This window comes from Ammonicoccus luteus (assembly GCF_050880385.1).
Taxonomy (GTDB): domain Bacteria; phylum Actinomycetota; class Actinomycetes; order Propionibacteriales; family Propionibacteriaceae; genus Enemella.
Genome location: NZ_JBNZCI010000001.1, coordinates 235,162 through 248,544 on the forward strand (window position 1 = coordinate 235,162; position 13,383 = coordinate 248,544).

Annotated in this window: 13 protein-coding genes; 10 read left to right on the forward strand and 3 right to left on the reverse strand. The window is 69.2% G+C overall.

Annotated features, from left to right (window positions below; translation table 11 throughout):
* The first annotated feature begins 63 nt into the window (after positions 1-63).
* Positions 64-522 carry a GNAT family N-acetyltransferase gene (locus ACQ260_RS01105; protein ID WP_432558344.1) on the forward strand — a complete coding sequence of 153 codons (459 nt, stop codon included), beginning with the start codon at positions 64-66 and terminating at the stop codon, positions 520-522.
* Here the strand turns inward: ACQ260_RS01105 and sppA are convergent.
* Together sppA and ACQ260_RS01115 are read right to left on the reverse strand one after the other, a co-directional pair.
* A complete protein-coding gene (gene sppA, locus ACQ260_RS01110) occupies positions 509-2,272 on the reverse strand; it encodes a signal peptide peptidase SppA (RefSeq protein WP_432557549.1) in 1,764 nt (587 codons plus the stop codon). The two genes, ACQ260_RS01105 and sppA, sit on opposite strands and share 14 nt — an antisense overlap.
* 57 nt (positions 2,273-2,329) lie before the next feature.
* The gene (locus tag ACQ260_RS01115; RefSeq protein WP_432557550.1) at positions 2,330-3,031 is read right to left on the reverse strand and encodes a PIG-L deacetylase family protein; all 702 of its coding nucleotides are present in this window, start codon (positions 3,029-3,031) and stop codon (positions 2,330-2,332) included.
* Positions 3,032-3,162: 131 nt separating this feature from the next.
* On the opposite strand from ACQ260_RS01115, the gene ACQ260_RS01120 reads away from it, so the two are divergent.
* The 8 genes from ACQ260_RS01120 to tpx all read left to right on the forward strand — a co-directional run bounded on the left by ACQ260_RS01120 (position 3,163) and on the right by tpx (position 11,084).
* Complete coding sequence (locus ACQ260_RS01120) at positions 3,163-3,687, forward strand: hypothetical protein (protein ID WP_432557551.1); 525 nt, start codon at positions 3,163-3,165, stop codon at positions 3,685-3,687.
* 162 nt (positions 3,688-3,849) lie between these two features.
* Complete coding sequence (locus ACQ260_RS01125; protein ID WP_432557552.1) at positions 3,850-5,556, forward strand: nitrite/sulfite reductase; 1,707 nt, start codon at positions 3,850-3,852, stop codon at positions 5,554-5,556.
* On the forward strand, positions 5,553-6,344 hold the full coding sequence (locus ACQ260_RS01130) for a phosphoadenylyl-sulfate reductase (RefSeq protein WP_432557553.1): 792 nt from the start codon (positions 5,553-5,555) through the stop codon (positions 6,342-6,344). Before ACQ260_RS01125 ends, ACQ260_RS01130 begins: the two co-directional genes overlap by 4 nt.
* The gene (cysD, locus tag ACQ260_RS01135; protein WP_432557554.1) at positions 6,341-7,306 is read left to right on the forward strand and encodes a sulfate adenylyltransferase subunit CysD; all 966 of its coding nucleotides are present in this window, start codon (positions 6,341-6,343) and stop codon (positions 7,304-7,306) included. Before ACQ260_RS01130 ends, cysD begins: the two co-directional genes overlap by 4 nt.
* Positions 7,306-8,601, forward strand: coding sequence for a sulfate adenylyltransferase subunit 1 (locus tag ACQ260_RS01140; RefSeq protein WP_432557555.1), 1,296 nt, complete (start codon positions 7,306-7,308; stop codon positions 8,599-8,601). Before cysD ends, ACQ260_RS01140 begins: the two co-directional genes overlap by 1 nt.
* A gap of 1 nt (position 8,602) precedes the next feature.
* Positions 8,603-9,868 (forward strand): uroporphyrinogen-III C-methyltransferase, encoded by a 1,266-nt coding sequence (gene cobA, locus ACQ260_RS01145; protein ID WP_432557556.1) that lies wholly within the window; start codon positions 8,603-8,605, stop codon positions 9,866-9,868.
* Positions 9,865-10,542, forward strand: a complete 678-nt coding sequence (locus ACQ260_RS01150; protein WP_432557557.1) for a sirohydrochlorin chelatase — start codon at positions 9,865-9,867, stop codon at positions 10,540-10,542. The genes cobA and ACQ260_RS01150 overlap by 4 nt, the downstream gene beginning before the upstream one ends.
* 44 nt (positions 10,543-10,586) lie before the next feature.
* Complete coding sequence (gene tpx / locus ACQ260_RS01155; protein ID WP_432557558.1) at positions 10,587-11,084, forward strand: thiol peroxidase; 498 nt, start codon at positions 10,587-10,589, stop codon at positions 11,082-11,084.
* An 85-nt stretch (positions 11,085-11,169) separates the two neighbouring features.
* Here tpx and ACQ260_RS01160 read toward each other — a convergent pair whose 3' ends face one another.
* Positions 11,170-12,429: a benzoate/H(+) symporter BenE family transporter gene (locus tag ACQ260_RS01160; RefSeq protein WP_432557559.1), complete on the reverse strand. Its 1,260-nt coding sequence runs from the start codon at positions 12,427-12,429 to the stop codon at positions 11,170-11,172.
* Between the two features lie 199 nt (positions 12,430-12,628).
* Between ACQ260_RS01160 and ACQ260_RS01165 the strand changes: the two genes are divergently transcribed.
* Entirely contained in the window at positions 12,629-13,339 is a 711-nt protein-coding gene (locus ACQ260_RS01165; RefSeq protein WP_432557560.1) for a maleylpyruvate isomerase family mycothiol-dependent enzyme, read from the forward strand.
* Positions 13,340-13,383: the final 44 nt, after the last annotated feature.

The window sequence follows — 13,383 nt, forward strand, 5'->3', positions numbered from 1 at the left end:
TGAATCCGGCCGTCCGGTGACGATTCGCGCAGCGTCCAGCGGCCTAGGATGCTCGTCGTGCTGATGCAACACGCTCGCTGGGCTGCGCTCGACCCCGTCCTCGCGTATCGCCTGCTGGCCCTGCGGTCCGCCGTCTTCGTGGTGGAACAGGACTGCGTCTATGCCGATCCCGACGGGCGGGACCTGGAGCCCGATGCCGAACACTGGTGGATCGCCGAAGGCGACCGAGTGCTCGCCTGTCTGCGGGTCTTGGTCGAGCCGGGAGGAGCTGGTGGGGGCGTACGCCGGATCGGGCGGGTGGTCACCGATGTCGCAGCGCGCGGGCAGGGGCTCGCCGGACAACTGGTCGACGCAGTGCTGGCCGCCCATCCCGACGAGGAGTTCATCCTGTCGGGCCAACTGCACCTCGCGGAGTGGTATTCCGGGTTCGGTTTCGTCGCCGAGGGCGAGCCGTATCCGGAGGACGGCATCCCGCACGTGTTGATGCGCCGCACCCCGGGGGCAGGGCTCAGCGGAGACTGAGCCGCCACGGCAGCGCGAGGACTCCGTCGACGCGCCCGATGCCCGACAACTCCGCAATCGCTGTGAGGCGGTCCTCCGGGCCGCCGGTGAGGAGTTGCTCCAGAGCGGACGCCGCCTGCACGCTCGCGCCCGATCGGCTCTCACTGGACTCCGCCGGTTTGAGTTGCTCCAGCCAGGGCAACGCAGGAACACCACGCACCTGCAGAGCATCGAGCTTCGTGTCCAGCCGCTCGGCGGCGAGGTCGAGGGCCGTCGCCATGCCGCCCAATCGGTCGACGAGCTTGCGCTCGTGGGCATCCGCCCCGGTCCAGACCCGGCCCCGGGCCAAGGGCTCCAGGTCCGCGAGGTCCAGGCCCCGGTCCTCGGCCGCTTTCGTGGTGAAGTCGGCATAGACGTCGTCCAGCCAGCTGTTGAGCTTGGCCCACTCGGTCTCGTCGAACGGTTTGTGGCTGCTGAACCAGCCGGCGTTGGCGCCGGCGATGATGTCCTCACGGATCAGCCCCATTCGGTCGGTGAGACCCGTGAGCACGAACTTTCCGGCCAGCACGCCGATGGATCCGGTGAGCGTGGTCGGGTTGGCGACGATGGCGTCACAGCCCATGGCCGCGAAATAGCCGCCGGAGGCCGCGAGCGTGCCCATCGACGCGATGACCGGCTTTCCGGTGGCCCGGAGTTGCTGCACTTCCCGCCGGATCGTGTCCGAGGCGATGTAGGAACCACCCGGAGAGTTGATGCGCAGGACGACCGCCTTCACGGTCTCGTCCCGGGCCGCTTCCCGCAGGTGCGCCGTGATGGTGTCCGAGCCGGCGGAACTGCTCGATGGCCCCGACTGGCTCGGGCCGAAAATGATGCTGCCGTTGAGCTCGACAAGGCCGATCGCCGGCTTGCGGCGCCCGAATGCCTCCTCGAGCCGCGCGGAGCACCCCGACCGGGAATAGCGGTGGGCATATTGCAGCGAAACCTTCCGGTCGGCGTCGCTCGTCCCGGAACGCTTATCGGTCGTCGCGACCGTGCCGAACCGGCGGCGCAACTCGGCGTACACCTCATCGCGATAACCCAGGCGGTCGACCAGGCCGGCCTCACGGGCGGCCTCGGCGGCCACGGGGGAGTTGTCCACGACGTGACGGATCGCGGCAGGATCGAGGTGCCTGCGCTCGGCCACGCCGGCGATCGTGTCCTCGAGGATCGAGTCGGCGATCCGCTGCATCATCTCGCGATGCTCGTCGGTGATCTCGCGCGCGGCGAACTGGTCAGCCGCGGTCTTGTATTCCTTGCGCTGCGCGAACTGCGGCTCGACGTTCAGCTTTTCCAGACCGCCCCGCAGCAGCGTGATGCCGAGCTGCACACCGTTGAGTCCGAGGGTTCCCGACGGCGCGAGCCACACCTCCTGGGCGAAGGACGCCACGCGATAGGCCATCGTCGCGTTGCCGAGCTCGCCGAAGCTCTCGGTCCAGGCGATCGTCGGCTTGTGCTGCCCGAAGCGGTGGAGCAACTCGCCGATCTCGTCGCACTGGTCGGGCGACAGCGGGCAGGAGCCGACGTGGATCACCAAGCCGGCCACGTGTTTGTCGGTGGCAGCCTTGCGCAGGCCGTCGCGGATCTGGCGCATGGCCGCGGAGTGCCGGGCCCGGAACGCCTCCAGCGGATGGCTCGGCGACTGGCTGATCACACCGCGGGCGAGATCGAGTTCGAGGACGAGGGGATGGTCTGGGAAGGGGCGAGCGGTTCGCAGCAGCGCGATCGGATCCATGCGTTGAGCCTAGGTGACGCCCCGGAGCAGGCCCGGTTTCCGGGGGATGTTTCAGGGTCAGCGCTTGATGCGGAGGAAGTCCTCGGCGAAGTGGCCGTCCGGCAGTCCGTGGGTCGCCGCGAGCGAGGCTGCCCGGCTCCGCACCATCTGACCGAGTTCGTCGCCTCGGTGGGCGACCTGGGACTGGTGCTGGAGCAGCGCGTTGACCTTGCGGTCGATGGTGCCGGTGATGTCGACGGTGTGCGTGCCGGCCGGATGACCCATCACCCAGAACTCCGGCACGGTGAACGGCTCAAGGCCCTCGTCGGTGATGAGCTCCGGCCACGCGAACTGGTTCTCGGCCGCCGGATAGATCGCCCGGATGGTGGCCTCGCCGCAGGCAAGGTGGTCCGGGTGCGAGGCGAAGATCCGGTCGTAGGTGCGCTCGGCGTTCTGGATCAGCATGAGATCCGGTCGGACCTGGCGGATCACCCGCACGATGTCGCGCTGCAGGTCATAGGTCGGTTGGAGCCAACCGTCGCGATAGCCGTCGAGGAATCGGACGTCACTGATGCCCAGCACCTCGCCCGCGGCCCGCTGCTCGCGTTCCCGGATCTGGGGCATCTGTTCGTGCAGCGACGGGTCGAACCCGCCCTGTTCGCCGCGCGTGCAATACAGCGCGGTGACCTCCCAGCCCACGTCGGTCAGGCCGGCGAGGGTGCCGCCGGCACCGAAATCGGCATCGTCCGGATGTGCAACGACGACAAGGGCGCGGGGCATGGGGCATTCTCCTGTTCACTGCCGCAGCATGGTTCGCTCTGCGGACGATTCCGGCCAGTTTCCCACGTCGGTGGTCGTTCACGCCGGGCGTGTGCCGCAGCGCGGAGGGTTCGGTCAGGCATGCTGGAGGTGTGACCGATCAGCCCACGACTCCGCTGCCCCTGCCGGGGCAGGCCCAGCGGCCACCGGCCTGGGCGGACGCGGCGACCCGCCGCTCGGTCAACCGCACGCTCTGGGTCGCGCTGCTCCTGCTCCTCATCGCGATCGTGGCCATCGGCAGCTGCGTGGCGATCGTGGTGCGCGATTTCCTGGCGGAGTCCTGGGGGCTCGGGGTGCTCGTCGTCACCGCCGGTGTCGCCGGGGGTGCGCTCGCGGGTGCGGTGACGATGCTGGTCATCTGGGTGCGTACGCGGGGTTTTCTGCGCCGTGGGCCTTGGGTTCCCGGCGAGCTGACCCTGGCGGAGGGACGGGATGCCGAGATCGTGTTCGGCCGCTCGGTCGCGTCGATCCGGATGGAAATCCGCACGGGCGCGTTCGGTGATCCGGGGGACAAGCTCGAGGTCGAGGTCCGCTCCGACGGCGACCGGATCCTGATCACGGTGCCGCCCTCGCGGCGCATCCTGCGGGCGTCGCCCGCGCGTGACAACCGCGATTGACCTCTCCGGCTGGTTGCGCGACCCCGCATCCCATCCCATGATCCGGACCCCGATTTGGGGATTGCCTATGGGTCCATTACGGTTCCCAATGACCTGGGCAGGTGTGACCACTGCCTCCCCCGTGCCGCCCGGACGGGGACCATCGTCGACAGGTGTGACCAGATGAATCCCAGCTCCGCTCCGGCTGCGCCCCCCCGCACCACGCGCCCCGCTCGCAACACCAAGCCCCAAGGGCAATGGAAGATCGACGGCAAGACCCCGTTGAACCCCAACGAGGAGTTCAAGGCGGCGGACAACGGCCTGAACGTGCGTCAGCGGATCATCGATCTCTATTCCAAGGTCGGCTATGCCGAGATCCCGCACGATGACCTCTTCGGCCGGTTCCGCTGGTGGGGTCTCTATACCCAGCGCCGACAGGGCATCGACGGCGCCCGCACGTCGAAGCTCGAGGCGGAGGCACTCTCGGACGAATACTTCATGATGCGCATCCGCCTGGACGGGGGCGCGGTGAGCACCGATCAGGTCCGCGTGATCGCGGGCATCTCCACGGAACTCGCCCGGGACACCGCGGACATCTCCGATCGGCAGAACATCCAGCTGCACTGGATCCGCATCGAGGATGTGCCCGAGATCTGGGACCGCCTCAACAACGCCGGCATGGACACCGTCGAGGCGTGCGGTGATGTGCCGCGCGTGATCCTGGGATCGCCGGTCGCCGGCATCGCCGCGGACGAGCTCATCGATCCCACGCCGGTGATCGAGGAGATCAAGGCCAAATACGTCAACAATCCCGAGTTCTCGAACCTGCCCCGCAAATACAAGAGCGCAATCACCGGCCACCCGAGCCTGGATGTGGTGCACGAGATCAACGACGTGTCGCTCGTCGCCGTCGTGCATCCGGAGTTGGGTGTCGGCTATGACCTGTGGGTCGGTGGGGGGCTCTCGACCGTCCCGATGCTCGCCAAGCGTCTCGGTGTCTTCGTCCGCCCCGAGGAGGCTGCCGAGGTCTGGGCCGGGGTTACTTCGATCTTCCGGGACTACGGCTATCGCCGCCAGCGCACCCGCAACCGGCTCAAGTTCCTGGTCAACGACTGGGGGGTGGAGAAGTTCCGCCAGATCCTGCAGGACGAATATCTCGGCAGGGCACTCCCGGACGGGCCGGCGCCGGAGCGCGCGAGCGGCAACCACGACCATGTCGGGATCCACCAGCAGAAGGACGGCAAGGTCTGGGTCGGCGCAGCAGCAACCGTGGGCCGGATCTCCGGCACCATCCTCGCCCGCATCGCCGACCTCGCCGAGGCCGCCGGCTCGAAGCGCATCCGGTTCACCCCGCACCAGAAGCTGCTGATCCTCGACGTCGACCCCGCCAAGGCCGAGGAACTGATCGACGGGCTGGCCGAGATCGGGCTCCAGGCCCGTCCGAGCATCTTCCGCCGCGGCACGATGGCCTGCACCGGCATCGAATACTGCAAGCTGGCCTTCGTCGAGACCAAGGACCTGGGCCGCACGCTGGTCGACGAGCTGGAACGCCGGCTCGCGGATGTCGACCTCGGCGACACGCAGTTGTCGATCAACATCAACGGCTGCCAGAACTCCTGCGCCCGCATCCAGGTCGCCGACATCGGTCTCAAGGGCCAGCTGGTGGGCGGGGACACGTTCGGTTTCCAGGTTCACCTCGGCGGCGGGCTCGCCGACGCGCCGACCCGTGATGGCGGCGAGCTCGGCCGCACGATCCGCGGCCACAAGGTGACCGCCGAAGACCTGCCCGACTGGACCGAACGGGTGATCCGTCGCTTCGCCGCCGATCGCATCGAGGGCGAGACGTTCGCCCAGTGGGCACACAGGGCGGATGAGGAGTCGTTCGCATGAGTCGGCCCGACCTGAACGCCCTGGCCGCGCTGGGCAACGGGGAGCAGCGGATCAGCCTGCAGGCGCCGACGCGGACGCTCACCGCACCTCTGGAGCGTACGCCGGCAGAACTCGAAGCCCTCGCTCACGAAGCCGGAGAGCGCTTCGCGGACGCGACGGCCGAAGAGGTTTTGGCCTGGGCCGGCGAGACGTTCGGCAGCAAGCTGGCAGTCGCCTGCTCGATGGCGGCCGACACTGTGCTGGCCCACCTCGCCAGCCAGGTGTTGCCGGGCGTGGACGTGCTGTTCCTGAACACGGGTTATCACTTCCAGGAGACGTACGCGACCCGCGACGCGCTCGCCGCGAAAATGCCGATCACGCTCGTGGAGATCCTCCCCAAGCAGACCGTCGAGCAGCAGGACGCCGAGCACGGGGAGAAGCTGCACGACCGCGACCCCGCGCTGTGCTGCCAACTGCGCAAGGTCGAGCCGCTCAACACGACGCTGGCCGGCTATCAGGCCTGGATCACCGGCGTCCGCCGCGAGGACAACGCCCTGCGCGCCAATGCCCGGCTCGTCGAATGGGACGCCAGCCACGGCGTGGTCAAGCTCAACCCGCTGGCGGCGTGGACGTTCGATGAGGTGATCGAGTACGCCCAGAACAACGCCGTGCCGATCAACCCGCTGCTCGCCGACGGCTATCCGTCGATCGGCTGTGCGCCCTGCACCCGTCGGGTCGCTCCCGGCGAAGACCCCCGCGCCGGCCGCTGGGCCGGCCTCAACAAGACAGAATGTGGGATCCACCTGTGAGCCTCGACACTGCGAAGCCCGTTGCGTCCGACACCACGGCGTCCAACACTGTGGCCGCCGAAAGCCCCCGGCACCTGGATCAACTCTCCGCCCTGGAGAGCGAATCGATCCACATCTTCCGTGAGGTCACCGCTGAGCGCGAGCGGCCCGTGCTGCTGTTCTCCGGCGGCAAGGACTCCGTCGTCATGCTCCACCTGGCCCGCAAGGCCTTCTGGCCGGCGCCGGTGCCCTTCCCCGTCCTGCACGTGGACACCGGACACAACTTTCCGGAGGTGATGGACTTCCGCGACCGGACCGTCCGCGACTTCGGGCTCCGGCTCGAGGTCGCCCGCGTCCAGGACTGGATCGACGACGGCCGGCTCGCCGAGCGCGCCGACGGCACCCGCAACCCGCTCCAGACCGCCCCGCTGCTCGACGCGATCGAGCGTGGCCGGTTCGATGCCGTCTATGGCGGCGGCCGTCGCGACGAGGAGAAGGCGCGGGCCAAGGAGCGCGTGGTGTCGCTGCGCGACGACTTCGGCCAGTGGGACCCGCGCAACCAGCGCCCGGAGCTGTGGAACCTCTACAACACCCGCCACCGCGCCGGTGAGCACGTGCGGGTGTTCCCACTGTCCAACTGGACCGAGCTCGACATCTGGCGCTACATCGCGCGGGAAAAGATCGAGTTGCCGAGCCTCTACTACGCGCACGAGCGCGAGGTGTTCGAGCGTGACGGGATGCTGCTCGCGGTGGGCGAGTTCAGCCGACCCCGCGACGGCGAGGCCGTGGCGACCCGACAGGTGCGCTATCGCACGGTCGGCGACATGTCCTGCACCGGCGCGGTCGAGTCCGACGCGGCCGACGTCGAGGACGTTCTCACCGAAGTCGCCGCCACCCGCATCACCGAGCGGGGCGCGACCCGCGCCGATGACCGCATCACCGAAGCCGCCATGGAAGACCGGAAGAAGGAGGGGTACTTCTGATGAGCACCCTGTTGAGGCTCGCCACGGCGGGTTCCGTCGATGACGGCAAGTCCACCCTGGTCGGGCGGCTGCTGCACGACACCAAGTCCATCCTCGCCGACCAGCTCGATGCCGTGGAGCGGGTGAGTCGGGAGCGTGGCCTGGAGACCGCCGATCTCGCTCTGCTCACCGATGGTCTTCGTGCCGAGCGGGAGCAGGGGATCACGATCGATGTGGCATACCGCTATTTCGCCACCCCCACCCGCTCCTTCGTGCTGGCGGACTGCCCGGGGCACGTGCAGTACACGCGGAACACCGTCACCGGCTCCTCCACCGCCGACGTGATCGTGCTCCTGGTCGACGCCCGCCACGGAGTGGTGGAGCAGACCCGCAGGCATCTGGCGGTCGCGTCACTGCTGCGGGTGCCCCACGTGATCATCGCGGTCAACAAGATCGACCTCGTCGACTTCGCCGAGGAGGTGTTCCTCGGGGTCGAGGCCGATGTCCGCAAGGTCATCGACGATCTCGGGATCCCGGGCGTCACCGTCATCCCGGTGTCGGCGCTGAACGGCGACAACATTGCCGAGGACTCGACCCGCACGCCGTGGTATTCCGGTCCGTCCCTTCTCGAGTTGCTCGAGACGCTGCCCGCGGGCGAGAACCCGGAGGGGCAGCCCTTCCGGCTCCCGGTCCAATACGTGCTCCGTCCGCAGGCGGCTGCTGTCGACCCGGCTTACGTCGAATACCGGGGGTACGCCGGCCAGATCGCCTCGGGTGTCGTCCGCGTCGGGGACCGGATCAGCGTCCTGCCGAGCGGCCGCACCGCCACGGTCACCGGCATCGACACCGCCGACGGTGAGCTGGAGGAGGCCTTCGCCGGTCAGTCCGTGAGCGTACGCCTGTCCGACGACATCGACCTTTCCCGTGGTGATCTCATCGCTGCCGCTGATGCCGCGCCGCTGCCCACGCGCGAGGTCGAGGCCTTGGTGTGCTGGCTGCACGACCGGCCGCTGCGGGCGGGGGACAAGGTCCTGTTGAAGCACACGACGCGCACCGTGCGGGCGATCGTGCGGGAGTTGGACAGCCGCCTCGACCTCGACTCGCTCACCGGCGTGCCGACCCAGCAGCTCGAGCTCAACGACATCGGGCGGGTCCAGCTCAAGCTGGCCGACGAGATCTCCGCCGAAACCTATGCGGAATCGCGCCAGACCGGTTCGTTTCTGTTGATCGACGCCCAGACCGGGCACACCCTGGCTGCCGGCATGATTCGCAGCACGGTGCCGGAGGATCTCAGCGCCACGGACTGGGTGATCTGAGGTGTTTTCCCTCGCCGTCGACCTGACCGACGTCCCGGTGCTCGCCGTCGGCGGGGGACCGGTGTCCGCCCGCCGCGTCCACGCGTTCCTGGCGGCAGGAGCGGCCGTGACCGTCGTCGCGCCGACGCTCTGCCCCGCGCTGCAGCCGCTGCCCCTCGGCGTGCGGTGGCACGCTCGGGGCGTGGCCCCGGAGGACCTCGACGGGGTCCGTCTGGTCCACACCGCCACCGGCGACCCCGAGATCGACCGCAAGGTCGTGGAGATGGCAGGGGAGCGCGGGATCTGGTGCGTCAACGCGTCGGCATCAGCCGAAGGGACCGCCGTGGTGCCGGCCCGTGCCTCGGTGCCCACGCCGACCGGCGAGGTGACCGTCGCCGTCTCCTCGGCCGACCCGGTGCGATCGGTCGAGATCCGCAACCGCATCAGCCATGACCTCCGGACCGAACCGACCGGCCTCCGCCCCCGCCGGCCGCACGGCGGCTGGGTCGCGCTCGTCGGGGGCGGCCCCGGTGATGCCGAGCTCCTGACCTCGCGGGCGCTCACCCTGCTGCACAGCGCCGATGTCGTGGTGATCGACCGGCTCGCCCCGCACTCGGTGCTGCAGACGCTCGATCCGGACGTGTTGGTGATCGACGTGGGCAAGGTCCCGGGGCGCCACGCGGTGCCGCAGCACGAGATCAACCGGCTGATCGTGGAGCACGCTCACGCCGGCCGCGGTGTGGTGCGGTTGAAGGGCGGTGACCCTTACGTGCTCGGCCGCGGCGAGGAGGAGCGTCTCGCCTGTGTGGCCGCCGGTGTCGAGGTCGAGGTCGTCCCGGGCATCAGCAGCGCGCTGGCAGTGCCGGCCGCCGCGGGGATCCCCGTGACCCATCGCGGCATCTCACGCGGCTTCACCGTGGTGACCGGTCACGACCAGATCCCGCAGCTGCCCGCCGACACCGGCCACACCCTGGTGATCCTCATGGGGGTGGCCCAGCTGCGCGACACGGCGACTCGCCTGATCGCGCTCGGCCGGTCGGCCGACTGCCCGGTGGCGGTGGTGGAACGGGGGTGTACGCCTCAGCAGCGCGTCACCGTCGCTCCGCTGGCCCGCATCGCCGGCGTGGCGGCGGCCCGGGGCGTGGAGTCCCCGGCGGTGATCGTCGTCGGAGACGTGGTGCGGCTGGGCCCGGATTGGGCCGCCGGACTCGCCCAGTGCGACGAACTCGATCACGACCGGCACGACGAACTCGACGTGCTGGGAATCGACCTGAAGGCCAGCGCATGACGGTCCGGATCCTCGCCGCGCACGGCACGGAGAACGCCGCCGGCCAAGCGATGATCCGATCCGTCGCGGCGGCGGTCTCCACTCGCGTCGGGCCGGTGCGCATCGCCTGGCTCGACCTGCTGGAGCCGACCTTGGCGCAGGTGCTGGCGGAGGTGGAGGACCACGAGCAGGTGGTGATCGCGCCGCTGCTCCTGAGCGAGGGCTATCACGACCGCGCGGATATCCCCGCGGTCGTCGCGGCGGCGGCGCCACACGCCGTGGTCACGCCGGTGCTCGGTGACGACCCCCGCCTGGTCAAGGCGTTGGCCGGCCGGTTGATCAAGGCCGGCTGGGAGGGTGAACCCGTCGTCCTCGGGGCCACCGGCTCGTCCCGCGACAGTTGGCACGAGCTCGTGGGCCGGGTCGCCGCCGCCCTGGGTGAGCGATTGGAGACCGAGGTCGAGGTTGGTGTGCTGTCCGGACCGGGGCGCACGGTCGCAGACTCGCTCGACCGTTTGCGCCGCTGTCCGCAGGGTCGGGAGGACCGGCGGGTCGCAGTCTCGGCGTACCTCCTCGCCGACGGCTTCTTCCACACCCGACTCGCCGCCGTGGGCGCCGACCTCACCACCGCCCCGATCGGGGCACATCCCGCGCTGGTCAACCTGCTCGTGGACCGGTTCGAGACCCACGCGTGAGCCCGCGCCCACCCGGTGCCGGGGTGCGTGCTAAACATGACGCCATGGCGACTACTGCATTCAAGGGCGACCCCGTTCAGACCGTCGGTGACCTTCCGGCCCCGGGCACGCCCGCGCCGGACTTCGTGGTGACCGGGTCCGACCTTTCCGAGATCAAGCTGACCGACGTGGCCGGGCGCCGCGTGGTGCTCAATATTTTCCCCAGCATCGACACGGGCGTGTGCGCGACCAGCGTCCGGAAGTTCAACGAACTGGCCGCGGGCCTCGACAACACCACCGTGCTGTGCGTGTCCGCCGACCTGCCGTTCGCGCTCGGCCGGTTCTGCGGAGCCGAGGGCATCGAAAACGTGACCACCGGATCGACGTTCCGTTCCAGCTTCGGCGCGGACTACGGCGTCACCATGGCCGACGGACCGCTGCAGGGCCTGCTCGCCCGCTCGGTCGTCGTGCTCGACACCGATGGCACGGTCCTGCATTCCGAGCTGGTGCCGGAGATCACGCAGGAGCCGGACTACGACGCAGCGACCACCGCGCTGGGCTGACCCCCGCGGGGCCTGCCCGCCACACGCCACAGGGCCACGCTTCCCTCGTCGGGAGGCGTGGCCCTGTGCTGTGGTCGGGCGACTCTCAGATCTCGGCGGCCGGGTCCGGTTTGGGTGGCCGCGGGCGGAGAATGGCGTACGCCACGATCCCGGCGAGCAGACCCCAGAAGGCGGACACGATGCCGAAAGCGGTGATGCCGGAGATCGTCACCGCGAGCGTGATCAGCGCGGCCTCGATGACGGACTTGTGGTGCTTGCCCTCGTGCATGGTGTCGTAGAGCGAGTTCTGCAACGGGCTCAGCAGTGCCACACCGGCGAGCGCGGTGATCATCCCCGGCGGGATTGCGGAGAACAGCGACACGATGAACGTGGCCAGGAACCCGCCGACAATGTAGAACAGGCCGCACGACATGCCCGCGATATAGCGGCGCCGCTTGTCCGGATGGGACTCCGCGGACGTGGCGATGGCCGCCGTGACCGCCGCGAAGTTGAGCGCGTGGCTGCCGAACGGGGCGAAGATCGCCGAGGCGATGCCGGCGCTGCCGAGCAGGAGCTTGTCGTTGGCGTCGTATCCCGAATGGTGCATGACGATCAGGCCCGGCGCGTTCTGTCCCGCGGCGGTCACGATGAACAGGGGCACGGCGATCTCGAGGATCGCCTGCAGGGAGAACGTCGGGGTGACCCACACGGGAACGGTCAGCGCGAACTCGACCGCGAGCGGATTGGTGGCGCCGGAGACCAGGGCCAGCAGACCGCCGACCGCCATCGCTACGAAGACCGCATAGCGCGGGTTCCAGCGACGTCCGACGAGATAGCCGAGGATCAGGCCGCCCGCGACCAGCCAGTTCGCCAGGACGGCTTCGGCGACCTTGATGGCGAAGGGGAAGAGTACGCCGGCGAGGACGGCAGCAGTGATCGGTTTGGGTGTCGCCGCGATCAGCTTGCCCACCAAGCCCGTGGCGCCGAGGACAGCCGACGCGACGCCGCACACGATGAAGGCGCCGATGACGTCGGAGAAGCGGCCGGACTCGACGTAGGGGCCGAGCGATGTCACCAGCAGCGCAGCACCCGGGATCGACCAGGCCACCATGATCGGCTGCCGGGTGAACCAGGAGAACAGCAGGCTCATCACACCCGAGCCGACCGAGATGGCCCAGACCCAGGACGCAGTGAGTTCAGGAGAGAGACCGCCGGCACGGGCAGCCTCGAGGGTCACCAGCAGAGGGCCGGCGTAGGAAACCGCGACCGCAATGAAACCCGCCATGATCGCCGACGCGGAAACATCCCGACGCAGGCTGGGCCGATAACGGTCGGTGGGTGTGTCAGCCGTCTTCGTCTGGGGCAAGACACTCCTCCTCGTCAGTGGGGCAGCCGGTCTTCGGGCCGGCTTGTGAGTGGGGACGGACCGCCCCAGTCTCGCGCAGCAACACCGATCCGACCATCTCGTGTGCCAAATGTGCTCGGCGGCTTGAATCGAGGGCTGTGACGTCCAAGTTCGCACACCCGGTGTAGCGCCCCACCCGGGCGCGGACCAAACTGGGTCCATGAACAAGACTGCTGCGTACATGCCCGCTGACCTCAACCGCCTCGAGCGCGAGACCGGCATGATCATGGCGACCATCGAGAGCCTGACCGACAACGAAATGGCCGCCCCGTCGCACGCCGAAGGCTGGACTCGTGCCGACGTCGTGGCCCACCTCGTGGGCAACGCCCGCGCTCTCGGCCGGCTCATCGACTGGGCCGTGACCGGGAACAAGCAGGCGATGTATTCGTCGATGGAGGAGCGCAACGCCGAGATCGCCGAACTCGCCGCGCTGCCGCCGGCAGAGCTCAAGCAGAAGATGCGCGAAGCGAACGCCGGCTTCGCCAAGGCCGCGGATCAGCTGCGCGCCGGCAAACTCGGCGCCGAAGAGGTGGAGATGGCGTCCGGGCCCGTCAATCCCTATCTGCTGCCTGCCTATCGCATCTCCGAGATCATCGTGCACCACTACGATCTCGACACCCTGTGGGGAATCGACGAGGCCGACATCGATGCCCTCGAGGACGCGCTCGACCTCGCTGTCGCCCGCATCCAGAAGCGCGACGACTATCCCGGACTGCAGATCGAGACCGACGAGGGCGAGAGCTATACCGTCGGCAGCGGCGGTCCGACGCTCAAGGGCGGTCGCGACGCGGTCCTCGGCTGGATCACCCGCGGCACCACCGAGGGTCTCCGCGTCGACGGTGAACTGCCGGAGCGTCCGGACTTCGCATAGCCTTCGCCGCTATCGCGGCGGGCCTGGGGCGACCCCCGGGCCGC

Coding starts and splice junctions, on each gene's coding strand:
- ACQ260_RS01105 (WP_432558344.1), top strand. CDS start 64: ATGCAACACGCTCGCTGGGCTGCGCTCGACCCCGTCCTCGCGTATCGC.
- sppA (WP_432557549.1), bottom strand. CDS start 2,272: ATGGATCCGATCGCGCTGCTGCGAACCGCTCGCCCCTTCCCAGACCAT.
- ACQ260_RS01115 (WP_432557550.1), bottom strand. CDS start 3,031: ATGCCCCGCGCCCTTGTCGTCGTTGCACATCCGGACGATGCCGATTTC.
- ACQ260_RS01125 (WP_432557552.1), top strand. CDS start 3,850: ATGAATCCCAGCTCCGCTCCGGCTGCGCCCCCCCGCACCACGCGCCCC.
- ACQ260_RS01130 (WP_432557553.1), top strand. CDS start 5,553: ATGAGTCGGCCCGACCTGAACGCCCTGGCCGCGCTGGGCAACGGGGAG.
- ACQ260_RS01140 (WP_432557555.1), top strand. CDS start 7,306: ATGAGCACCCTGTTGAGGCTCGCCACGGCGGGTTCCGTCGATGACGGC.
- ACQ260_RS01150 (WP_432557557.1), top strand. CDS start 9,865: ATGACGGTCCGGATCCTCGCCGCGCACGGCACGGAGAACGCCGCCGGC.
- tpx (WP_432557558.1), top strand. CDS start 10,587: ATGGCGACTACTGCATTCAAGGGCGACCCCGTTCAGACCGTCGGTGAC.
- ACQ260_RS01165 (WP_432557560.1), top strand. CDS start 12,629: ATGAACAAGACTGCTGCGTACATGCCCGCTGACCTCAACCGCCTCGAG.